Annotated in this window: 24 protein-coding genes; 8 read left to right on the forward strand and 16 right to left on the reverse strand. The window is 37.4% G+C overall.

The annotated features are described in order from the left end of the window. Positions 1-11: 11 nt before the first annotated feature. Complete coding sequence (locus tag M2419_RS11290) at positions 12-1,475, reverse strand: ATP-binding protein (RefSeq protein WP_409049509.1); 1,464 nt, start codon at positions 1,473-1,475, stop codon at positions 12-14. Positions 1,476-1,820: 345 nt separating this feature from the next. Next, positions 1,821-1,985 carry a hypothetical protein gene (locus M2419_RS11295; protein WP_156167661.1) on the reverse strand — a complete coding sequence of 55 codons (165 nt, stop codon included), beginning with the start codon at positions 1,983-1,985 and terminating at the stop codon, positions 1,821-1,823. Between the two features lie 424 nt (positions 1,986-2,409). On the opposite strand from M2419_RS11295, the gene M2419_RS11300 reads away from it, so the two are divergent. After that, on the forward strand, positions 2,410-3,630 hold the full coding sequence (locus M2419_RS11300; RefSeq protein WP_259255077.1) for a hypothetical protein: 1,221 nt from the start codon (positions 2,410-2,412) through the stop codon (positions 3,628-3,630). Positions 3,631-3,752: 122 nt separating this feature from the next. Here M2419_RS11300 and M2419_RS11305 read toward each other — a convergent pair whose 3' ends face one another. Beyond that, positions 3,753-4,199 carry a nuclear transport factor 2 family protein gene (locus M2419_RS11305; RefSeq protein ID WP_259255078.1) on the reverse strand — a complete coding sequence of 149 codons (447 nt, stop codon included), beginning with the start codon at positions 4,197-4,199 and terminating at the stop codon, positions 3,753-3,755. A gap of 178 nt (positions 4,200-4,377) precedes the next feature. Here M2419_RS11305 and M2419_RS11310 point away from each other — a divergent pair, with 178 nt between their 5' ends. Next, positions 4,378-5,370: an ADP-ribosylglycohydrolase family protein gene (locus M2419_RS11310; RefSeq protein ID WP_259255079.1), complete on the forward strand. Its 993-nt coding sequence runs from the start codon at positions 4,378-4,380 to the stop codon at positions 5,368-5,370. A gap of 351 nt (positions 5,371-5,721) precedes the next feature. Here the strand turns inward: M2419_RS11310 and M2419_RS11315 are convergent, their stop codons facing one another. From M2419_RS11315 to M2419_RS11350, 9 genes are all read right to left on the reverse strand, one after another. After that, on the reverse strand, positions 5,722-6,792 hold the full coding sequence (locus M2419_RS11315) for a thiol-activated cytolysin family protein (RefSeq protein WP_259255080.1): 1,071 nt from the start codon (positions 6,790-6,792) through the stop codon (positions 5,722-5,724). A 15-nt stretch (positions 6,793-6,807) separates the two neighbouring features. Then, positions 6,808-8,397, reverse strand: coding sequence for a thiol-activated cytolysin family protein (locus M2419_RS11320; RefSeq protein ID WP_259255081.1), 1,590 nt, complete (start codon positions 8,395-8,397; stop codon positions 6,808-6,810). A 37-nt stretch (positions 8,398-8,434) separates the two neighbouring features. Continuing rightward, the gene (locus tag M2419_RS11325; protein WP_153846957.1) at positions 8,435-9,295 is read right to left on the reverse strand and encodes a thiol-activated cytolysin family protein; all 861 of its coding nucleotides are present in this window, start codon (positions 9,293-9,295) and stop codon (positions 8,435-8,437) included. Next, a complete protein-coding gene (locus M2419_RS11330) occupies positions 9,295-9,873 on the reverse strand; it encodes a hypothetical protein (protein WP_153846958.1) in 579 nt (192 codons plus the stop codon). Before M2419_RS11330 ends, M2419_RS11325 begins: the two co-directional genes overlap by 1 nt. Before the next feature lie 392 nt (positions 9,874-10,265). Next, positions 10,266-10,712 carry a nuclear transport factor 2 family protein gene (locus M2419_RS11335; protein WP_259255082.1) on the reverse strand — a complete coding sequence of 149 codons (447 nt, stop codon included), beginning with the start codon at positions 10,710-10,712 and terminating at the stop codon, positions 10,266-10,268. A 203-nt stretch (positions 10,713-10,915) separates the two neighbouring features. Then, positions 10,916-11,578, reverse strand: coding sequence for a nucleotidyl transferase AbiEii/AbiGii toxin family protein (locus M2419_RS27495; RefSeq protein WP_409049510.1), 663 nt, complete (start codon positions 11,576-11,578; stop codon positions 10,916-10,918). 108 nt (positions 11,579-11,686) lie between these two features. Continuing rightward, the gene (locus M2419_RS27500; RefSeq protein ID WP_409049511.1) at positions 11,687-11,974 is read right to left on the reverse strand and encodes a nucleotidyl transferase AbiEii/AbiGii toxin family protein; all 288 of its coding nucleotides are present in this window, start codon (positions 11,972-11,974) and stop codon (positions 11,687-11,689) included. Then, positions 11,931-12,527: a DUF6088 family protein gene (locus tag M2419_RS11345; RefSeq protein ID WP_153846962.1), complete on the reverse strand. Its 597-nt coding sequence runs from the start codon at positions 12,525-12,527 to the stop codon at positions 11,931-11,933. Before M2419_RS11345 ends, M2419_RS27500 begins: the two co-directional genes overlap by 44 nt. A 242-nt stretch (positions 12,528-12,769) precedes the next feature. Then, a complete protein-coding gene (locus M2419_RS11350; protein ID WP_153847035.1) occupies positions 12,770-13,117 on the reverse strand; it encodes a DUF3024 domain-containing protein in 348 nt (115 codons plus the stop codon). Positions 13,118-13,699: 582 nt separating this feature from the next. Between M2419_RS11350 and M2419_RS11355 the strand changes: the two genes are divergently transcribed. From M2419_RS11355 to M2419_RS11365, 3 genes are all read left to right on the forward strand, one after another. Further along, a complete protein-coding gene (locus M2419_RS11355) occupies positions 13,700-14,605 on the forward strand; it encodes an alpha/beta fold hydrolase (RefSeq protein ID WP_120335520.1) in 906 nt (301 codons plus the stop codon). A 90-nt stretch (positions 14,606-14,695) separates the two neighbouring features. Beyond that, on the forward strand, positions 14,696-15,553 hold the full coding sequence (locus tag M2419_RS11360; RefSeq protein ID WP_259255083.1) for an AraC family transcriptional regulator: 858 nt from the start codon (positions 14,696-14,698) through the stop codon (positions 15,551-15,553). A gap of 52 nt (positions 15,554-15,605) precedes the next feature. Next, positions 15,606-16,520, forward strand: coding sequence for a hypothetical protein (locus M2419_RS11365; RefSeq protein ID WP_259255084.1), 915 nt, complete (start codon positions 15,606-15,608; stop codon positions 16,518-16,520). A 461-nt stretch (positions 16,521-16,981) separates the two neighbouring features. On the opposite strand, the gene M2419_RS11370 is transcribed toward M2419_RS11365, so the two are convergent. Beyond that, on the reverse strand, positions 16,982-17,428 hold the full coding sequence (locus tag M2419_RS11370; protein ID WP_259255085.1) for a nuclear transport factor 2 family protein: 447 nt from the start codon (positions 17,426-17,428) through the stop codon (positions 16,982-16,984). Between the two features lie 326 nt (positions 17,429-17,754). On the opposite strand from M2419_RS11370, the gene M2419_RS11375 reads away from it, so the two are divergent. Next, the gene (locus M2419_RS11375) at positions 17,755-18,405 is read left to right on the forward strand and encodes a type 1 glutamine amidotransferase domain-containing protein (RefSeq protein ID WP_259255086.1); all 651 of its coding nucleotides are present in this window, start codon (positions 17,755-17,757) and stop codon (positions 18,403-18,405) included. 208 nt (positions 18,406-18,613) lie between these two features. On the opposite strand, the gene M2419_RS11380 is transcribed toward M2419_RS11375, so the two are convergent. Further along, positions 18,614-19,060, reverse strand: coding sequence for a nuclear transport factor 2 family protein (locus tag M2419_RS11380; protein WP_259255087.1), 447 nt, complete (start codon positions 19,058-19,060; stop codon positions 18,614-18,616). A gap of 609 nt (positions 19,061-19,669) precedes the next feature. Between M2419_RS11380 and M2419_RS11385 the strand changes: the two genes are divergently transcribed. Next, positions 19,670-19,900: a YfbM family protein gene (locus M2419_RS11385; RefSeq protein WP_259255088.1), complete on the forward strand. Its 231-nt coding sequence runs from the start codon at positions 19,670-19,672 to the stop codon at positions 19,898-19,900. Between the two features lie 81 nt (positions 19,901-19,981). Then, positions 19,982-20,518: a hypothetical protein gene (locus tag M2419_RS11390; RefSeq protein ID WP_259255089.1), complete on the forward strand. Its 537-nt coding sequence runs from the start codon at positions 19,982-19,984 to the stop codon at positions 20,516-20,518. Between the two features lie 368 nt (positions 20,519-20,886). Here M2419_RS11390 and M2419_RS11395 read toward each other — a convergent pair whose 3' ends face one another. Continuing rightward, positions 20,887-21,174 (reverse strand): hypothetical protein, encoded by a 288-nt coding sequence (locus M2419_RS11395; protein WP_259255090.1) that lies wholly within the window; start codon positions 21,172-21,174, stop codon positions 20,887-20,889. Between the two features lie 48 nt (positions 21,175-21,222). Continuing rightward, on the reverse strand, positions 21,223-21,558 hold the full coding sequence (locus tag M2419_RS11400; RefSeq protein ID WP_259255091.1) for a hypothetical protein: 336 nt from the start codon (positions 21,556-21,558) through the stop codon (positions 21,223-21,225). Positions 21,559-21,616: the final 58 nt, after the last annotated feature.

The following is a 21,616-nucleotide window of genomic DNA, read 5'->3' on the forward strand; positions in this document are numbered from 1 at the left end:
TTATTGTCTTTTTATAATGGGATAACGGTCGTGATATTGAGCCCTTTTCCCGGTTCATTGACAAAGGTAATTCTACCACCAAGGCTTTCAATACGGGAAACCGTATTGGCTAAACCTTTTCCATTCGATTTTTCTTCAGGAATTCCAACACCATTATCCTTATAGAATATATTGAGTTTTTGCTCCGATTTTTCAAAACGTACGACGACTTGTTCGGCCTGACTATGCTTCTTCATATTAACCATTAGCTCCTGAAGCACATGCTTCACTTCATCCTTAATACGTTTGCTAATATCGTCCCACTGTTCGGCATCATTACCAGCGATTAATACCTTCCGATGGTCAGCGGCAAAGGATTTAAGTAGGCTTGCCAGTTGCTCGTTATAAGGTGTCTCTGTGATCGTTTCCTGTTCGACATCGTGGGAGATATCGCGTGACTGATGGTACATATTTTCCAGTTTATCGAGCACACCATCACGATCCACTTCATCGCCATGTTCAATTTCTGACATTACCCGATAGATGCCATTGGCCACGACATCGTGAATCTTTTTGGAAAGATGAAGCTGTGTTTCTTTGACCCGATTCTGTGCTTCGAGTTCAAGACGTTGCTTGCGCCGTTTGTACCAAAGCGTTCCTCCACCAACAGCTAATAGGAGTAAAAAAATACTTGCACCTGTAATGGCACGCTGTCTAACCAGGCGGTTCTGCTTTTCGGCATTTTCTTTTTCCAGCCGCAGGTTATCGGCTTTATTTTTTTCAACTTCGTAGCGGATTAGGGCGAATTGGTTTTTGGCGGCTGCTCGGGCCTGCTGGATGCTGTCGGAAAGCTGCTTAAATTTTAAAAAATACAACCGGATATCATGAGGGTCTGATATTTCAATTAATTTATTTAATGCGTTGATTTGGTCCCCAGGGCTATTTATGGTTTTTGAAGTTGAATACCGTTTAATGGCATAAAATAAAGCCGAATCTTTATTTACAAGTTCATAGTATTCTGCGAGATGTGTATAACTTGAATTTACTCCCCATAAATCACCTTTGGACACACGAATTTTCATCGCTTTTAGAAAATCAATATTTGCAGGATATTCGTGATTTTTTAACCATCTTGTTTTTGCCAGATTTGTTAATATCCTAGGATATTCAGCGTCTTTAGGTTGAACTTGTTTAAAAATATGTTCAAAAATTGCCAATGCATCATCATAACGTTTTGCATATTGATAGCTTAGGGCAAGGTTATTTTCGTATATTCTGCGGTTTGCCGAATCTGTCGAAAAATTGATAGCCTGTTTGTAAAAGCTAATCGCTTGATCATAATCCTTCAAGTAATCGGTAACGGCTCCAAGATTGTTATAATTTATACTAAGATAAAAATGATGTTTAATATTTTTTTTGTCTAGATAATCTAAAGCTTGTAGAGAGGTTTCTTGCGATCCAAAATAGTCTCCTTCTTCTCCTTGAGTGATAGCCATATTTATGATCGATTTAGCTACAGACAAGCTATCATTAATTTCCAGATATATTTGTCTTGCTTTATTGAAATAAAGGTATGAACTATCAGATTGTCTTATATCTACAAATGCTTTCGCTTTATTGTAATATAAGTCGCCTTCTTTTTGCGAATTTTTAAGTTGATTATCCTTATCACTCTCTATTCGCGTACAAGAAAGAAATATAAAAAGTAAGGAAATATATAGGCTTAAGTATCTCAACTATATGATTATTTAAATCTAAAATAGTAAAAGTATTTTTGAAAACAAAGTTGATCTATTCTTTAAAAAAAAGAGGCGGTAAACCGCCTCTTTTGTATGGATTAATTATGGACGTACCGTACCTTTGTCCCCCCCTGTTCCTGTTTCAGGTCCAGGATCTGTTGGAGGCTGATCAGTATCTGCCGTTTGTACTGTTGGTGTTCCTGCGCTTGGCTGTGAATTAGACGGTTGACCGATTCCAAATAGAAAATATAATATTAAACTCCACATAACTCAAAAAATTAAAAGTCAAAAACTTGGTAGGTCCCGTGCCCCATGCACGGGATTGCTACAAATGTTTTCAGAAGGCCTTCTGAATTTTTTGGGAAGTAAGAGTGTCAATCGCGGGAGGCAGAAGCTGCTTCCCAAACCGGCTAAAGACTACCGCGAGATCTTCTCATTGTGAAATCAGATTAGTATCTTAGTTTATATTTTAATCGATCCATCATCTGACTTCGAGAACAAAGTTATAGCCGTTAAAACCCTTTTTATCAAACGCTTCCAATGCTTCACAACATTTCATGATGTTTCATGATGTTTCAAAAACTCTGGAAGGTCTTCCAAATTTTTCCAAACGGTCGAGATGATTTTTAGCGTTGCTAAGCGTACGGTTTCCCGTATTTTCCAATGCTGCATAAATATTAATTTTGGAATCATGTTTGAGAATTTTCAAAAAGCTGTAAGAGACAGCTACCTAGATTTAAAGAAAAACAGACAACTTGGTTTCTCCCGCGAATGGCCTTCAGCAGGAGATCTTAAGAATTGGTCTATACAATGTTTCGAGAAAGGGCTCTCTGAAGCGGATGAAATTGTATTTACTGATTATTTCAGAGAAAAAGATGAAAAGAAATTACAAAAGCAACTTGGTAAGTCACTCAGGGAAATAGTTAAAGATTCCGATACGGATAAATTCAGGGCTTTAAGAAATTTTATCATTGGAGATACAAAACGCAGCCCAGACAGAGATGTCGTAAAATTTCTCGCTGTGCTGATTAATTTTCAACCGCGGCCCTACGATTTTAATTATAGGAACGAAGTCCAAACAGATGGTGCAGCACCAATCGATGATGCCGATATTAACGATGATACTTATACCTGTCCAAGCAAAGACAACGGAGATGAATTAGTTTACGACAAAAGTTCGGACCACTTAGGAGTTGACATCAATGATATAAATGAGCTAGCCTCTGACATACCACCCGATCATCCGCAAGGATCTCTATTTCCTGAAGAAACTTGTAGCGTGAGTATTTTTGAATATAAACCCGATATCATTCCAACAAAATCGGAAGATCAAATCGAAGACATTATTGGTTCAAGTGATAGTAAAAATGAAAACAGTGAAAATTTAGAAACAGAAGAAATTCGACCTGTAAGTGATATAATTAATTCGGATGAGATAATTTTAGATAACAACAATAAAGGAAATGCGAGTCAACAAAATGATCCCCGATCATTTTTCAATAAAAATAAACTTGTATTGAGGTTTTCTAGTGTAGCACTTTTGGTATTGGCAATATTGACTACCGTACATTTTCTGACGCCTGAAGATTGCATGTGCTGGAATGGAGAAAAATATATTGAGGTAGATTGTCAGAGTAAGACACAGCCCTATCAAGTGATAGGCTTGGATAAAAACAAACTCGAGGGATTTGTGAAAATAACGAGACCAGATACCCTAGGTCCCAAGGATGTAGGAAGAGTATGGTATTCAAAAATCAATCATGAGGTGGAATTTTTTACTGGACCGGGTTATCATCCCACAGAATTCGGACGTTCCCTAAAGGCGGCCACCATGCGGATTTTAGATAGCTACGCAGGAGCAAACGCCAAAAGCGATCAAAACAAGAAATATGGAATTATGCAAAAACAATAACCGTTATTTAATTCCAAATTTCCAAACGCAAAAAAGCCGCGACTTACGGCGCGGCCTTAAATAAACATATGATTCACTAGTGGTTTGTCTTTAATTGCTGGCAAACCACTAGTTGTATAATTCTATTTATACGAATTGATCGATTTGGATACTTTCCAGTCATTGCCTACACGCTCCAAGGTAACTAAATCTGTTTTGGTGAAGTTTTCAAATTTCAAAGTCACTTTAGCGACCATATAGTCTGCCGATTCCGCGATGATATCGGTGCTTACTGTACAGTTTAGCTTTTCGCCTTTTTGCTTTTTCAAGGATTTAACCACTTCGCTACGGCTGTTAGACTGCGCATTGGAAGCTTGGATCTTTTGATTAAAATCAGCTGCAAATAACTGCTCTACACCTGCTGATTCTCCCTCCGTAGTTACCGCAACATAGTGCTCTAAAGCGAAGTCCGCTGTGGAAAGGTTAATGTTAGCTTTTGTTGCTTTTGCTCCAGGTCCTTCAGCTGCCATAGCGAATGTAGATACTGCGATTAAGGCTGCTGCTGTGAATGTTTTTACTAGCGTTTTCATAATGTCTTTATTTTATAGTGTTAGTTTATCTGTTCTTATTTGTTGACTCAAAACTACGACACAATACGCCCCTAGCCTATTGGCTTTAGACCAACGATCGGGAAAACTCGGTGAATGGCGGGAATAGGGAGGTGAATATTTTTTATTATATTGATATGAATCAACGATCAAATTATTTATGAATATACAGTCTAATACAGCTGCTAATCAAGCGAAAAATAAAATGTATGGAGCATTGTTTGGCATCGCGGTTGGTGATGCATTTGGTGTACCATTTGAATTCAGGTCGAAAGAAGAAATGCTAAAAAATCCAGCTACCGAAATGATCGGATTTGGCAGCCATAATCAACCTATGGGTACCTGGTCAGATGATACATCTTTAACCTTGTGTCTTGCAGACTCGCTGTTAGGTGGATATGATTTGGTAGATATCTCCAAAAAATTTATAGCTTGGAAGGAAGGTAAGCTGTGGACAGCAAGAGGAGAAGTCTTTGATATCGGCATCACCACGGCTAAATCGATCGGTGAGCTTAAAGATATTATCGGATCCGGGCAAATCGGAGAGCTACATTTGCTAAAATATCGGGCGAGAGAACAAGACAACGGCAATGGTTCGTTAATGAGAATATTACCCCTTTTATTTGAGATCAAAGGACTTAGCCCGTCGGAACAATTCGAGAAAATTTGGGAAATTTCCGCCCTAACGCATAAGCACATACGCGCTGCAATGGCATGTTTTATCTATCTTAAATTAGCCGAACTCATTTTGCTAGGTTTGGCCAAGGAGCAGGCTTATGCTGAAATGCGGAATCAAGTTTCAAAGTTCTGGACGGACATCAATTTCCCTGAGTCAGAAATAATTCATTTTAATAGCACCATTTTGCATGACATCCGATCTAAGACACATAATCAATTAAGGTCCAGCGGTTATGTGATCGATAGTCTAGAATCAAGCCTATGGGTTTTTATGGAAAAAGACAACTATAAAGACACTGTATTATCTATTGTAAACCTTGGTGAAGATACAGACACCGGGGCTGCGATTGCGGGCGGATTAGCTGGTTTGTACTATGGGCTGGAAAGTATACCTGAAGATTGGCTTTTGAGCATCGCCCGCTATGATGATATCAAATTGCTAATAGAAAAAATAGCGAAGAGATATTCGGATTAGAAATTCGATAATAATGTCTAACAAGTAAGAGCTTATTTCAAAAATGTCAATTTAAAAAATCGAAACATTTATTTTTAAAACTATTTTAAATCGACAGCTGTTCTTACTATACAAAGCGGCTACAAGCTGCCTTTCAAAAGAAAGGTTCAACATAAAAATTGGCGTCGTACAGTGAAAATCCAATAGTCTTTAAAAACATTGGATGACGAAACAAAAAAGAGGAAACGATAGGAAACATAAAAATTACTGTACAAGTAAACGCTAAGAGAAAGGGTCTGATGAGAATCAGGCCCTTTTGACGTAAAAAAGCCACATCTCTCGATGTGGCTCTAAAACACTTATATATTTTTATTACAGTTCGAATTCTGTCTGGAACATTCCGTTTGTCGACGCATATGCACCGCCAAAAGAAATAGGAACGCCATACACATCCGTAGTATAGACTCCACCATTTATAATGAAGTTCTGAAATTCATCAAACCCTTTAACCGTACGGACAGCATCTTGGCCACTTCCTCCTATGATACAGATCGTGATCTGAGCTTCGGATAGAATCTTTTTTGTATTCGCATCTAAGGATACAGAACCATTTACTATACCTGCTGTAAACGCCGCACGTACAGCTACAGATAACTCACTGTAGTTTACTGATGATTCTACTAGAATTATCCCTTTGCGCCCATAGTTAACTGAATTAACATACACCGGATTCTTCGCTAAAAATCCCTGTCTGGTTGGCTCATCTTTAAAAATATTCCCGTCATCTGGTATATCCATTGATACGTTAAAATAAGTCTGGCTAAAATCACAGACTAGCGCAGAGGTTTGCAGAATTTTGCCGCTGGCGACTGATGCACTCATTGAAAAAACAGAGGCGATATTTATATTAGCTCCAAAAGCAAGCTTAGCTTCTTTATAGTAATCTATCTGTTTCATTTTGTATGTAAAGACCTGTGATTGTCTTCCGCTGAAATCTTTATCTCCAATAGCATCAATAACAGCATTATTTAGACCTGAGCGAGTTGGAGAAATCTCCTTCGACCGTACTGGCAGTGAAAATGAAGCCGTAACCTTCGGCTTTAATAAACTGGTATAACCTACAGGTTCATACAAACCGCTATTTATTGATTGTGCACTAAGTACTGAGCCTAAAAATATGTAATTGGGGGCCAATGTTGCTATCTCATAAAATTGTTCGACATTAGCAGTATTTGCAGAAGCACGAAGTTTAGAATTTGCTGAAGGAGTTATATCAATTTCTTTTCCATCTTTAATGGTATAAACTTTATCCCATTGACCTTTGTCTTTTTTGGCAACCCCTTCTTGGGTTACATGAGCTGTATCAAGACGATTTGCTCCTTCCTTATTACATGAATAAAGGAGAATAGGTACAGCATAAATTAATTTAAAAATCTGTTTCATAATTATATATTTAATTTAATAGATAGTAATAAAAAATGGACTCGACCTTAAGTTATAATTTAATTGATAATCTGTTGCTTCCCAATATCGTCTGGGTTCATCCGGCATGGGTTCGGGGCCATTACTTTCATAAGAGGAGAATTCGGTCCCCACAACCAGTCTGTTCGAAAGATTAATATTTCTTAGTTTTAAGAGGTCGGAGCTGCTCTGGCAATCCATCAAAATTTCAGGCCAATTGTTTTGATTGGGCGTATAGATACATTTATTCTCATATTTTTGCACCTCAAAATAGATGTCAGTATAGGGATAAGCAGGTTTAGTCTTTTCTCTATCCTTAAAGAAGTTTAAAACAATATTCGCCCTAGAACGATAATTGTTGCTTGATGCGTCCGGTTCATAGACACTATTCTCTCTGTTTACTTTTACATACAAGGGCTCCACAAATGACGTATTTACAAATTCTGTTTCAACCAATTGATGTGTATTTGCATCTGAAAATGAACACGCAATAGGAACACCAAAACTTGTTTCGGTAAACTTCGAGTTGTAAATCAAATTCAGAAAATAAGAATACCCTTTAAAAGTCTGTACCGTATAATCGCTATCCGCTCCCATAATAAGGACTTTAAACGATGTCTCGTCAAAAAATTTCCTTTCCTCTGTTGTTAAAGTTTCTGTTTTGTTATAGAAGATTCGGTCAAATTCTTTTCTTATACACGTTTCGGCAAACTGATACTCTTTATCTGTTTCGATAACAAGTATTCCCATTCTGCCATAAGTAACTGAGTTAACATAAACAGGTGGTTCACCAGAAGTACCTTGGATCGGCTGATCTGCTAGTGGTGCTATATCCATATTTACAGTAAAACTACCCTGAAAGAATTTCACATAAAGTCCGGTAGACTGCAATATTTTGTGAGATTCCGTACTGCTGTTCTCACTCTTCGAGGAGAACAATCTTTGTGTATTGACGTCGGTACCAAATGCCTCCTTGATCTCATCATAAAAAGTAAAACGCCTATATTGAAACATAAATTTTTCGTTCTGCTTAAAACTTCCACCAATAGCCATTTCTTTGACGTAATCATCCAGCTTAGAGTATGTTGGATTTGTAATGATGCGGCTTGTCGGCTTAGGGGTAGTGTGAGTCAAGCTCATTGAAACTGTTATCGGTTTTCTATTCGCAAGGAAAATAGGATTATAGACCTGTTTGGATATACTATTCCCTTCCAAAATCGCCCCTGGAAAAATAAAGTTTTTTCCCTGATACAACATCGCTTCAGTACTTTTTACCGTATGTCTTTTTGAGAAAAAAGCTTCGTCCTCAGGTGTCATCCCTGCTATAGTCGCTTTCTTTACAAAAAGAGCGTTACTTTGGTTATTTTTAACATTTGATTCAGAACGGCTACTGTATTCCCGTGCCATGACTTTATATAAAGAATCACCTTGATAAGCATATGACGAGTCTATTTTGATTTGATATGGCTTGCGTACACTCGCATTCGGCACCTGACTATTCTCGGTATGAATGGATAGATTATCCTTGTTACATGATGCAATTATGAAAAATATAAGTGCACCACAAAAGGTCCTGAAAACTTTCATGATTAAAAAATAGGTTAAATAAGAAACAAAAAAATGGTTAATATGAATTATAAAAAATTTGGTGATTCTTTAAATAAGCGGCCTTATACGCAATAGGATCTCCGTAATTGTTTACATCCAACGTTGTATCAATATAATTTATTAGTTGTTGCAATAGTTGTCCGGCACTGAAATCTAAATCACTGTGACGCCCTCCAAGGAAAGCAACATGATAATTGCAGTTTGCGAGAACGGCTCTTTCTTTATCAGCAAGCTTGTTCCCTTTAAGCTGAGCGGATAACGCTTCTTTGACCAATGTACCAGCTAAGTCCGATTCGACGATAACAACGGCCTTTCTTCCGAAAGAAAGTGTATTGATATAAATGAGGTCATTTATATCGTATTTATTAAGAAGCTCTTTATTTGTGTTAAAAGTTCCTTCGGCAGGTAAGTCCATATCTACTGTAAAAGCAATCTTTTCCATATTGATAGCCAGTAATGTCCGTGGTTTCTTTGCCGTTTCGGTGATGGAGAACCAACTTGCCAGATCAATCTGCTGTCCAAAATAAAGAGAAACATCATTATAGCCATTCAATTCTTTTATATCAAATGAAAAGCGCCTGTTATCCGAGCGTTTCCCTTGTAGAGCCTCTTCAATTGCTTTGTAAAATGATGTCTTTTCGGTTTTTATGACTTTACTCTTAACATTTAAACCGCCAAAATTGACGACAATATTATCTAATATGACATTCAGAACCGGGGGGATCGGAGAATTGATTGTATGCTTTTCCAATACTGCTCCGACATATAATTCTTCAGGTGATTTAACCGTTATGAGGGTTGACTTCTGTTCTTGACTCACGGCAATCTTTGAAAATCCGGTTCCTAAAAAGAGAAGTAGTGTGATGTATTTAATCATTATTTGGTATTATTATATAGTAAGTCAATTTTCAGCCAAATAAAATCTGTATTCTCAGCATTTTTAGACAACAGGTGATCATAAGATTTTAGATTATATTCTTGCCCTATCAAAAAATTCTGTGATGACTGAGTAACACTTTTCTTTGAATAAAAGCTCATGCTGAGCACAAAATCTGTTTTGTTCTTTTTCGCGCCGATTAGCTTCCACGATGATTCGTCGCTATCCTGGAGATAAAGATCATCCTTCTCCCATTTTGACTTGTAGCGCTCTGTAATACCATATTGTTTAATGAGGATTGTGGAGTCCTTTTCAACGATAATTTCTTTAGGTATTGACAGATCAACACGATCCTCAAAGTACTTTTTTATTTCCGATTCCTCCAGAGAAGACGCTGCACTGGAGGAGGTGATCTTTTGAAAATCAAGCACCTTTTTTGAATCTAGCTTCAACTTCAAATCATTCGTTTCTATCGGTGGATCTACTGGTGGCTTCACAACGCCATTTTCCTTTTTACAGGCAGCAAGCAGAAGAAACACCATGGCATAAATACTAAAATACTTTATATTACTTTTCATATATATTATTCTATTTAAAAAAAATTACTACAAAATCATATTTAATTAAAAAAACCTACAACGAAAGCAAACATACTACATATTCGATAAAAAATAACATAAAGAGAAATCAACTACACAAAAGTGTTCAAACAGAAGAAAATTAAGGATCAATAAACCAATAATTTCACAATAGTTATCTATTACATCAAATAACGACAAAAAAAACATAATTAATAATAAACACCAAAGAAGTAAAAAACTACTTTACATACAAAAGTTGAGGTAAAGCATCCAATTAACGTCAAACCCTTTTGACGTAAAAAAGCCACATCTCTCGACGTGGCCTTAATAAACATATGATTCACTAGTGGTTTGTCTTTTAATACTGGCAAACCACCAGTTATTGGATACTACTTATAAGAATTGATTGATTTGGATACTTTCCAGTCATTGCCCACACGCTCCAAAGTAACTAAATCTGTTTTGGTGAAGTTTTCAAATTTCAAAGTCACTTTAGCGACCATATAGTCTGCCGATTCCTCGATGATAGCTGTGCTTACTGTGCAGTTTAGCTTTTCGCCTTTTTGTTTTTTCAGGGATTTAACCACTTCGCTACGGCTATTAGACTGTACATTGGCAGCTTGGATCTTTTGATTAAAATCAGCTGCAAATAACTGCTCAACTCCTGCTGATTCTCCTTCAGTCGTTACCGCAACATAGTGCTCTAAAGCGAAGTCCGCTGTGGAAAGGTTAATGTTAGCTTTTGCTGCTTTTGCTTCAGGTCCTTCAGCTGCCATAGCGAAAGTAGATACTGCGATTAAAGCTGCTGCTGCGAATGTTTTTACTAGCGTTTTCATAATGTCTTTATTTTATTGTGTTAGTTTTTAGTTCTTATTTGTTGACTCAAAACTACAACACAATAGCCCCCTAGCCTATCGGCTTTAGACTAACGATCGGGAAAACTCGGTGAATGGCGGGAATGGGCAGGTAAGAAATTACTATGCTTATGAACTTTGACTCTATTATTATTCAAAGAAGGTATATTTCAAATTAAATCGCTTTATTTCTTCATGTAATTGTTCATGCTATCTTCAATTCCTTTGATGCTTTTAAGAAGATCCGCCCATGTTAGACTTTCTCCTACTATCATATTTTCACGCATGGTTTTATAATCCGTCTCCCACTCTTTTATTATCTCTTCAGGCGGAAGGATACTTAAACTCCCTTTTCGATGGTTGGAATAGTCAATCCCCCGAAGTGATGTGACTGTTTTTCGATGCTGGACTATTGTGTTAAATAATTCTTCGTCTTTAATGGCCTCTGTTCCAAAATCAGTATTCATAATCTTATCTATATCATAGAAATGCCTAGTTAGCCTATCTGTCCTGATTTTGTCAATCGGCTTAGAGAACTCTTCATGTAATAAGAGAACCTTTTCTATAAAAGTCCGTGTAGGAATTACAACTTTAACATTAAAAGCTGCTTGAGCAAACCCGGAATCTTTATAATTATCATCTATAAAAGATAGGACCGGTTGTGTCTCGAACGGTTCAGTTAGCGATCTGGCCCCCATTTCCAACAGTACTCTTTGCTTGATATATGCGTGACCGACTGGCGCTATCGGTTGGTAATAAATTTCCAGCGTATTAGGATCGCTAGTATCGTCAACATAAGTATTATAACGAATTTCATAGAAATCCTTAGGAACTCCCAATTTTTCCAATTGAAGAATCAATTCCTCTCTAAACTCATTGATAATAAAACCTCCGGAGGCCTTTCTCAGTTTTTTAATCTGGGATTTTGAATCTAATTCGTCGAAACCTAATAGGTGTCAGTCGATTATTAAATCAATGTCTTCTGAAAAGCGGTCTATCAGTTGATATGCCTTGCTTAGTGATGTACCGCCTTTAAAAATAATAGACGCAGCATATTTCGTTGCAAACACAGCCCTCAGAACAATACAAACCCACCAGTCTTTTTCAATAACAAAAGCTGGTAATCCCATTATACTGCTTAGTTGGTCTAGGACAAGATTCTTTTGTTTCGTGTTAAGATTTAGCCACATAATTTTAAGATCAGTGAAGATTTTCGATTGCTTTTTGAATCCATACTGGCGCATATTTCAATTGGGAATCAATGACTTGCTTATCAACTTTTTTAACGGAAGTTTTTATGGTATCTAAGAATTCTTTGGTAATATTTCTTTGCCCCTTTTCCTTAAATGCCTGCACAATCAGATGTAATAATTCATCTTTTATGGCAAAGCTTTTTGGAACTGTCCTTTTAAATTTTATACTGCGATTACCAATCTTGACTTCACGCTGTGAACCATCGGTAAGATAAACTGCTTTTAATGGTACTTGAGTAGTCAGTCCTAATAAATAAGAGGCCATCACACCTGTAGCAGAGATGCGAGCTTTGTCCCGTTTTGCGATTTCCTTAGCAATTTCTTCGATATTGGGATAAATAATTCCTAACAAAGGGTCCCGGTTAGGTTTTAAATAAATACCCTGCGCTAATCGAACTAATAGATTATCTTTCTCCAATCGCGACAGTACTTTACGGACATTATCCGATGAACCAAATTGAGAAAAATCTTCAGCGAAAAAAAAAGCTCCTCTATATGACTTTAAAACCTTCGTTCTAATTTGATTAACAACACTTTCCAACACTATAAAGAATTTAATTTGTCACAAATTTAGTCAAAATTTGTGACAAAAAGATTTATTATCAAAAGGCATCATATAGATTGACTTAGGTAAGAGAAAAATCTAGCTTGCTATCTGTATCCTTGACCTCATCTGTATTCCCGACGGGAACAATATGGACTTCATTAATATCTAATTCTGACATACGCTATTAATTACAATTCATTATACTTTCTAGCAATACCTTTGGCTTTTTCGACCGGATATCATCCGAAAAAACATCCATATCCATCATGATCGATTTCATCCAACAATAATTGCAGATTAGTACACTCGGGTTTCGGTTCATAAGCCTCCCATTTGCCCGATCCTCGCATCCAATAGAGTTTCCAAATTTTAGATGCTTTCACAAAGCGAAGCTTTGCAAACGGTAATTCTACAATATTCGTTGGGTCATTCCATTGTGGTCTAATTTCAAACAGTAAAGCGGTTTTCCCATCCCACGAATAACCAAAATCCAATTTTTTGCGCACTTCTGCATCTTTTGGTCTTTTGGAATCTATAAAGCTTTTCAACTGAATTTCAATCATTGAAATAAGTTCTTTTTTATCCATCATCATTACAAATTTAAATTTATCGGCTTATTTTTCCATCTCATACCAATGATCTAACATACTTTGCTGAACTAAAATTTTTATTTGCGCTTATTTATAGTTCTTTTTTGTAAACAAACGGCTGATACTCCGATACAATTTTATCGATTAACTCATCAGTACACGATGGATTGATGAGATCAAAATTAGCATAGCGTTTCCCTAAAATTCTTTGATAATCTTCGGCACACTTGTTTTCTTTAACTATTCCCATACTGAAACCAGCCCTTTCATTACATACTTTACTTCATCTGGTCTCCTGCAGTATGCGACCATTTTCAAAGTTATCATTATCGCCGAATCGAAATACAATGATACCTAAAAAGCCAGATCGCCCGACATGACCTTAATATATAGATGTTTCACGAGATCAGCCTTGGTAAAAACTTCAAATTTCAACATTACTTTTGATTCGAGGTTATTATCCTCAAATTCTTTATTAGGGAAAAAAGTACAATACATATCCACCATTATCCATTCCATTCAAACCAAGCTGATTATACCTTTGTATCATAACTTTTAAACAATTTAAACATTAAAAAAATGAAAACAATTATTGCAACAATCAGCTTAGTGATGACTTTATTGAGCACTTCTATTTTTGCTCAAGGGAAAAGAGTACCAGCTTCTGCCGGAAGAGCAGAATACATCGAAGTAGAAAAGGGAGTAAAGCTCCATGTAACCGACCTTGGCGAAGGTAAACCTATCGTATTGATTCACGGTTGGCCATTGAGCGATGAAATGTACGAATACCAATACCAATATCTATCCCGCAGAGGATTCAGAGTGATTGGAATTACACTTCGTGGTTTTGGAAAATCAGATAAACCTTACGGAAAATATGATTTTGATGTTTTTTCCGATGATATAAAAGTGGTTCTGGAAAAACTGGACATACAAAATGCTACGCTTGGAGGGTTTTCGCTCGGTGGCGCAGTGGTGCTGCATTATGTAACAAAATATAACTCCGCCCATATAAGCAAGCTAGCGCTGTTTGGGGCGGCAGCACCATCGTGGAAACAGCGGGAAGGTTTTCCTGACGGATTGCCGAATGAAGTGGTACAAGGATTGATAAACGCAACCAAAACACAAAGAGAGGATCTAATCGCAAGTTTCGGTGCAGGCTTCGTGGCGAAAGAGGGCAATATCTCTAAAAACGTAGAAAAATGGTTGGAGAATATCAACTTGCAGGCCTCTCCTTATGCCATGACAGAATCGATCACCGCACTCCGCGATTTGGACCTACGCCCCCAGCTTTCAAAAATCAATATTCCTGTAACCATCTTTCAGGGAGTGTATGATAAAAACTGTCCGCTTGTTTGGGCCGAACAATTACAGAAAGGCATAAAAAATGCAACGCTTATCCGCTTTGAAAACAGCGGTCATGCCTTATTTGTCGAAGAAATGGAAAAATTCAATACTGAGCTGGAGAAATTTGCAAAATCATGATGAATTGCAAAACAGGAGAGCAAGAATATTATGTTCTCCTGTTTCTATTTGAACTGAGATTTGTATTTTTAACCCCATTAGTTTACCAATATGGCAAGTGAAAAAGTATTTCGAAACGACCTAAAAACCATAGGACTTATATCGTTGCATGAAGAAAATGTCGATTCCATTAATGGCGCGGGTTATAAACAATACATAAAAGTACTGCTTCTTTCAATGGGAACTGAGTTACAGGTTGATCTTACTGAATATTCCGTAAAACAGCCCTCCCTGTTCTTTATAAGCCCCAATCAGCATCTGCATATAAAGAAGCTCGGACAAGAAGAGGGACACTTCATTTTTTACAACCGCAACTTTTATTGTATCCAGATACATGATGAGGAAGTAGCCTGTAACGGATTGCTGTTCAGCAACATCTACAATATGCCGATGGTGGAATTGGACAGTGGCGAAATTCCTTTCTTTAGCTATATTTTCGGACAGATGACGGATGAGTTCGGATTGAACGATACCTCGCTGGAAGAGATGCTTCGTACCTATCTCAAACAATTGTTCATCAAATCTGCACGATTGTGGAAAAAGCAAAATCTCGATAAAGAACTTACTGAACAGAACAGCGACCTGGAGTTTTTCAGGAAGTTTACCTTGTTGGTTGACGAACATTATAAAGAAAAGCACCATGTTGCCGATTATGCCGAGCTGCTGTTTATGGCTCCAAAAACGATTAGCCATAAATTTAAAAGGCTCAATCTGCCACAGCCTAATGATGTGATAAAGAACAGAATTCTGTTAGAAGCAAAACGGCTGCTGGTACATACCAATCTGACGGCAAAAGAGGTTGGCTATGAACTGGGATATGAAGCTCCAGCATACTTCAGCAGGCTATTTGTGCAGAAATCAGGTGAAACGCCATCAGCATTCCGGGCAAAATTTCTTGCCATAAATTAAATTCAGTCTTTTTTGTAAATTCAGTCTTTTTTGCTCCAAAACAAAATTCAATATGATAAGCAGATTTTTTACTTACTTATTTTTTTCTCTTATTATCCCGATGGCTCTTCGCGCACAAAGTCCAGAAAGCCGGTCCTTGTCAGAATTGGCAGAACGAATAAAACCGGCACCGGACGAAGTTTTCAACAAATTTCGCGAAGCAGGTTTGCAGCCAGTGGATCATGTACTGACAGCCAAAGAAAAAGACAAGGTCGCAAAGGCTTTTAACATGCTGTCGCCGCTACATAGTAAAATTCTGAAACAACATCTGCACAGTATAAGTTTCATGGATAATATGCCCAACACGGCACTTACATCCCCGGTTGAAACAGCCGATTCAACCCAAAAATTCAACATCACTTTTCGTGCAGAGATTATTAATGAAACTGTTTCCCAATGGGCCACATGGAAGGAGAATTCATACTACACATTTCCTGAAGACAGCGGACTGAAGGTAACGATAGATGCCGGCGAGCTGGACGCTATGGTGTACGTATTGCTTCACGAGGCAACGCATGTAGTGGATGCGGTGCTGGCTCTTACACCTCACTCCTTCGAAAGTGATACAGTTGCGGCACCTACAGCATTTACCCGGGGTATCTGGCATGCCGCGAATGTGCCCGAGAAAGCGTTCATTAGCCCTTTGCTGGCAACCGCACGCTTCCGGAGCGGAAAGCAGGTGTCAGTTTCTGATGCACCTAAAATTTACAAAGAGCTTCAAAAAACACCCTTCGCGTCACTTTACAGTACAGCTGCATGGTTTGAAGACCTCGCTGAGCTAGTGGCTATCTATCATTTGACAGCAAAGCTAAACCAGCCGTTTCGGGTATCCGTAAAACAGAACAGCAAAGAAATCATGAGTTTTGAACCGATGAAAAGTAAGCTGGTAAAAAAGAGGCTGGAGCAGCTGAAGGTATTTTATGATTAGCGGTCCTTCATGATTAATCCCGAGTTGTAAGCTCTGGTTGATAATCAAAGGATGTTTCAAATGTTTACTAGTACAACCTGTACTTCACTAAGAGCGTAAGCTTTTTGAATTAAAACTGCAGTTAGTAAAAAATTATAAAACTATTTTGAACTGGCTATTGTTCTTATAATACAAAACGGCTACAAGCTACCTTTCGAAAGAAAGGTTCAACATAAAAATTGGCGTCGTACAGTGAAAATCCAATAGTCTTTAAAAACATTGGATGACGAAACAAAAAAGAGGAAACGATAGGAAACATAAAAATTACTGTACAAGTAAACGCTAAGAGAAAGGGTCTGATGAGAATCAGGCCCTTTTGACATAAAAAAGCCAGATCTCGCGACCTGGCCTTTAAACTAAACTTAAACATATGATTCACTAGTGCTCTACCTATAGCTTCGCAGAGCAATAGTTCTTGAGATTTATTTATATGAATTAATTGATTTGGATACTTTCCAGTAATTAGCCACACGCTCCAAGGTAACTAAGTCCGTTTTGGTGAAATTTTCAAATTTTAGAGTCACTTTAGCTACCATATAATCTGCAGATTCTTCGAGGACATCAATGCTTACTGTGCAGTCTAGTTTTTCGCCTTTTTGTTTTTTTAAGTATTTAACTACTTCGCTACGGCTGTTAGATTGCGTATTGGATGCTTGGATCTTTTGATTAAAATCAGCTGCAAATAACTGCTCTACACCTGCTGATTCGCCCTCAGTCGTTACCGCAACATAATGATCCAAAGCCAAGTCTGCTGTGGAAAGGTTAACGTTTGCTTTTGTTGCTTTTGCTCCAGGTCCTTCAGCTGCCATAGCGAAAGTTGATACTGCGATTAAGGCTGCTGCTGCGAATGTTTTTACTAATGCTTTCATAATGTCTTTTTTATAGTGTTAGTTTTTTTCTGTTCTTATTTGTTGACTCAAAACTACGGCACAATAGGCCCCTAGCCTAAGGGCTTTAGACCAACGCTCAGGAAAACTCGGTAAATGACGGGAATGGAGAGGTGAATTTTAATTTTGTGATGTAGGTCACGGTAAACTACCATACAAAATCAAGAAATTTGTTCCAACAAGAAGAAAATCAAAACGATATGAAATCAAAACAATTCTTTAGGCAAATAGGAATATTTTCGGTTTTTTTAATCTTAATAGTGACGCATTGCTATGCAACAAACCGAAAACCAAAAATTCTATTTGTAGTGACTAGTCACGATACAAAAGGCAATACAGGCGAAAAAACAGGTTATTATCTCGGGGAAGTCTCGCATCCATGGGAGGTTTTAACAGCTGCTGGATATGAGATTGATTTCGTTAGCCCACAGGGCGGAAATCCACCTGTGGATGGATTTGACCTAAATGATCCCGTTAACAAAAAATTCTGGGAGGATAAATACTACCACAGTAAAATCACCCATTCACTCAAACCTTCTCAGGTAAAACCTGAAGAATATAAAGCTATCTTTTATGCCGGAGGACATGGTGCGATGTGGGATCTTCCTTTCGATTCATCAATCGCAAAGATTGCCAGGAATATATACGAGGCAAATGGGCTTGTTGCAGCTGTATGTCATGGACCCGCAGGCTTAACCAACATCAAACTGAGCACCGGCGAATATTTGATAAAAGGGAAAAAAGTTAATGGCTTTAGCAACGAAGAAGAAGAGCTTGTCAAGCTTAGCAATGTCGTCCCCTTTTTACTAGAGGATAAGCTAAAGGCAATAGGTGGGATTTATGAAAAATCCGAACCTTGGCAGTCCCATGTCACCGTTGACGGCAGATTGATCACTGGCCAAAATCCGCAATCTGCCAAAGCTGTAGGAATGGCTATCGTCAAGGCATTAGGTGAGTAAGGCATCCCCCCAAGATAACAACATTGGCTCTTTGAAAACCATGGGTCTGTTTAATAATTGCTAAACAAGAAAACACGAAGAGAAAGGGTCTGATGAGAATCAGGCCCTTTTGACGTAAAAAAGCCCGATCTCCCGACCTGGCCTTAATAAACATATGATTCACTAGTGGTTTGTCTTTTATTACTGGCAAACCACCAGTTGTAAAATTTTATCTATACGTATTGATTGATTTGGAGACTTTCCAGCTGTTACCCACACGCTCCAAGGTAACCAAGTCAGTCTTGATAAAGTTTTCGAATTTCAAAGTCACTTTAGCGACCATATAGTCTGCCGATTCCTCAAGGATATCAGTATTTACTGTACAGTTCTGCTTCTCTCCTTTTTGTTTTTTCAAGGATTTAACCACTTCGCCACGACTATTAGATTGCGTATTGGAAGCTTGGATCTTTTGGTTAAAATCTTCCGCGAACAATTGCTCAACGCCTGCCGATTCTCCCTCAGTGGTTACAGCCACATAATGATCCAAAGCTAAGTCTGCTGTTGAAAGGTTAACGTTTGCTTTTGTTACTTTTGCTACAGGTCCTTCAGCTGCCATAGCGAAAGATGATACGGCGATTAAGGCTGCTGCTGCGAATGTTTTTACTAGCGTTTTCATAATGTCTTTATTTTATAGTGTTAGTTTTTTCATCTAAATAATTTGTTCTTCATTTGTGATGAAGCTATCATGAGCATTTCCATCGATGCTCATGATGGTTTTTGTTCTTATTTGTTGACTCAAAACTACAACGCAATAGGCCCCTAGCCTATGGGCTTTAGACTAACAGACCGGAAAACTCGGTGAATGGTGGAAATAGGGAGGTAAGCCTGCTTCGTATCAGATTCGTACCACGTTCGGATCATCTACAGATGATGTACAGACACCCAACAGACCTTTACCAGTCTCTATACAGGGAAAAACTGTTCAGAGACTGGTCAACAATAGAACCCTACCTGTCCTGATCCGAAGGCTATACGAAGCAGGTACGAACACAACCCCAACAAAAGCCATTTCCAAAATTGATATTTTAATGCAAATGATAAGAGTTACTTTTTGCATTATTATCATTCTAACTAGGCTCTGAATCACAGATCGTCATATTGTTTTTAAAAGACTAGTTTATTAGCTTTATAAATATTTCTTTTGCCAGGATGACTAGGTATCATTTTTCAAAATTTGATGCTGTGAAGTGGAATTGTTAACCGACTAATTACTATAAAAATGGGGATGATCCAACAATACATACGCATAGACAACAAAACTCTTCATTCTTTTATTGAAGACAGTAGCCGCCTAGAAGACATTATATTTAAACAAGACAATACCGATAACGAAAGTTTCCTTGATTTGGATAAAGCTTGGGACGGAGTTTTTTTTCTAATAACCGGACAAAGTTTGGCAAACGCTGTTGAAGAAGAAGCGCCGCTTTTAGGTAGGAGAATGGAGAGGCTGTGGTGATGTTTTTGAGTTAAGCTAATTATACTTTTTCAGAACTTAGAAATATTTTGAACAAACAATAACCAATTTGAATTAATCGACATGAAACAATTAATATTTACAATACTTTTTACATCAGTATATTTACTAAGCTACGCCCAGACGCCAGTTCAAGAATCAAAGCCCTCCAAAGGAGTACCTATTATGTTTGTTGATAGTGTTCGGGTAAGCCAAGCAGAGCTGCAAAAATATAAATCTGATGATATAGCTACAATAACTGTGTATAAAGACAGTATGAAATTTAAATATCTCGACAGTAACGCGATTGGAGCCATGTACATTGAAACGAAACAATTCAGCAAAAAACGCTTCCTGAATTACTTCAATTCTAAATCATCAGAGTTCAAGCATCTATTGACTTCAGAGCAAAGTGACGACAGCTTTCTGTATATCCTTAATGGGAAAGTCCTGGGTAAAGGCTATGAGGGCAAGCTAAGCGCCATTAGCGACAAAAATTTTAAATCTATAACAATCATTAACAAAAAGGAACTTGTGGATAAATATGGCGATACGGAAAAGAATTTTGGAATATTGATAGTCTCAGATGTTCCAGAGAATGCACCAAAGAAGAAAGAGTGACTTTAGCTTTCATTGAACTCAGCTAAAAGTATCAAAAAAACACACTATTAAAACTATTTCAAATTGACTGTTGTTCTTACTATACAAAACGGCTACAAGCTGCCTTTCGAAAGAAAGGTTCAACATAAAAATTGGCGTCGTACAGTGAAAATCCAATTGTCTTTAAAAACATTGGATGACGAAACATAAAAGAGGAAACGATAGGAAACATAAAATTACTGTACAAATAAACGCTAAGAGAAAGGGTCTGATGAGAATCAGGCCCTTTTGACGTAAAAGCCTCGTCTCACGACACAGCCTTGATAAACATATGATTCACTAGTGGCTTACTTGCACTAAATAGTATAAATTGGATATGCTACAAAAATCTATTTCATAGAATTTTTAAAAATAAATTCTATGATAATTCTACCAATTAACAGTATAGTCCACAGTATTATAGTTCCGACAAAAACAACTATTGGATGAGTAATCAAAGAAATCAAAGCTCCGGAAATACCTATCAGATGTTCTCCATTAAAATTCGCGGGCCTTTGTCCTGTAAAAGCAAGCGGTGATACAATCAACGTGAAAGGCAGGGTACCGAAAAATAATTGCCAAAAAAGTATAGAAAATTTAATATTTAATTTACTTGAATTTTGGAAATAAGCTTTCATTTGTATTTAATTTTGAATCAAAATATTCGGTTATCAACTTAAAGCTACTTAATAATCATTTTCCAATTCTGTAATGAATAAATTTGGATCTTCAATGGCATATCTTAACCATATTGAATCTCCTTCGTGAACATTATTAGGATTTTTACTCCAGCCACCGCTATTTTCGTATTCCTTATTATCAACAGTATATTTTACACGAATACTACGACCTTTATAATAAAACATTTTGGTAATAAGCCCTTTTACATACCGATCGTTTCTATTGACAGCTTCAATCTTTATAGCTCTTTCGTTTTCCCCCGTTTTCCAAATCCAATAAAGACCTCCGAAAACAATACTTGCAATTAAGATATTGCAAAAAACCAACTTAAACCTATCCATTAAAATAAATATTGTAAAATCGCAGCTGTGTTTACATTTCCGATATGTAATTCTGCGG

This window comes from Sphingobacterium sp. BIGb0116 (assembly GCF_024808035.1).
GTDB classification, from domain to species: Bacteria; Bacteroidota; Bacteroidia; order Sphingobacteriales; family Sphingobacteriaceae; genus Sphingobacterium; species Sphingobacterium paramultivorum.

Bases quoted from the DNA above. Each gene is read 5' to 3' on its own strand.
- M2419_RS11370 (WP_259255085.1), bottom strand. From the start codon at position 17,428: ATGAAAGCATTAGTAAAAACATTCGCAGCAGCAGCCTTAATCGCAGTA.
- M2419_RS11390 (WP_259255089.1), top strand. From the start codon at position 19,982: ATGAAACAATTAATATTTACAATACTTTTTACATCAGTATATTTACTA.
- M2419_RS11305 (WP_259255078.1), bottom strand. From the start codon at position 4,199: ATGAAAACGCTAGTAAAAACATTCACAGCAGCAGCCTTAATCGCAGTA.
- M2419_RS11355 (WP_120335520.1), top strand. From the start codon at position 13,700: ATGAAAACAATTATTGCAACAATCAGCTTAGTGATGACTTTATTGAGC.
- M2419_RS11395 (WP_259255090.1), bottom strand. From the start codon at position 21,174: ATGAAAGCTTATTTCCAAAATTCAAGTAAATTAAATATTAAATTTTCT.
- M2419_RS11330 (WP_153846958.1), bottom strand. From the start codon at position 9,873: ATGAAAAGTAATATAAAGTATTTTAGTATTTATGCCATGGTGTTTCTT.
- M2419_RS11320 (WP_259255081.1), bottom strand. From the start codon at position 8,397: ATGAAAGTTTTCAGGACCTTTTGTGGTGCACTTATATTTTTCATAATT.
- M2419_RS11325 (WP_153846957.1), bottom strand. From the start codon at position 9,295: ATGATTAAATACATCACACTACTTCTCTTTTTAGGAACCGGATTTTCA.
- M2419_RS11310 (WP_259255079.1), top strand. From the start codon at position 4,378: ATGAATATACAGTCTAATACAGCTGCTAATCAAGCGAAAAATAAAATG.
- M2419_RS11360 (WP_259255083.1), top strand. From the start codon at position 14,696: ATGGCAAGTGAAAAAGTATTTCGAAACGACCTAAAAACCATAGGACTT.
- M2419_RS11380 (WP_259255087.1), bottom strand. From the start codon at position 19,060: ATGAAAACGCTAGTAAAAACATTCGCAGCAGCAGCCTTAATCGCCGTA.
- M2419_RS11400 (WP_259255091.1), bottom strand. From the start codon at position 21,558: ATGGATAGGTTTAAGTTGGTTTTTTGCAATATCTTAATTGCAAGTATT.
- M2419_RS11350 (WP_153847035.1), bottom strand. From the start codon at position 13,117: ATGGATAAAAAAGAACTTATTTCAATGATTGAAATTCAGTTGAAAAGC.
- M2419_RS11315 (WP_259255080.1), bottom strand. From the start codon at position 6,792: ATGAAACAGATTTTTAAATTAATTTATGCTGTACCTATTCTCCTTTAT.
- M2419_RS11335 (WP_259255082.1), bottom strand. From the start codon at position 10,712: ATGAAAACGCTAGTAAAAACATTCGCAGCAGCAGCTTTAATCGCAGTA.
- M2419_RS11385 (WP_259255088.1), top strand. From the start codon at position 19,670: ATGATCCAACAATACATACGCATAGACAACAAAACTCTTCATTCTTTT.
- M2419_RS11295 (WP_156167661.1), bottom strand. From the start codon at position 1,985: ATGTGGAGTTTAATATTATATTTTCTATTTGGAATCGGTCAACCGTCT.
- M2419_RS27500 (WP_409049511.1), bottom strand. From the start codon at position 11,974: ATGCGCCAGTATGGATTCAAAAAGCAATCGAAAATCTTCACTGATCTT.
- M2419_RS11290 (WP_409049509.1), bottom strand. From the start codon at position 1,475: ATGGCTATCACTCAAGGAGAAGAAGGAGACTATTTTGGATCGCAAGAA.
- M2419_RS11365 (WP_259255084.1), top strand. From the start codon at position 15,606: ATGATAAGCAGATTTTTTACTTACTTATTTTTTTCTCTTATTATCCCG.
- M2419_RS11300 (WP_259255077.1), top strand. From the start codon at position 2,410: ATGTTTGAGAATTTTCAAAAAGCTGTAAGAGACAGCTACCTAGATTTA.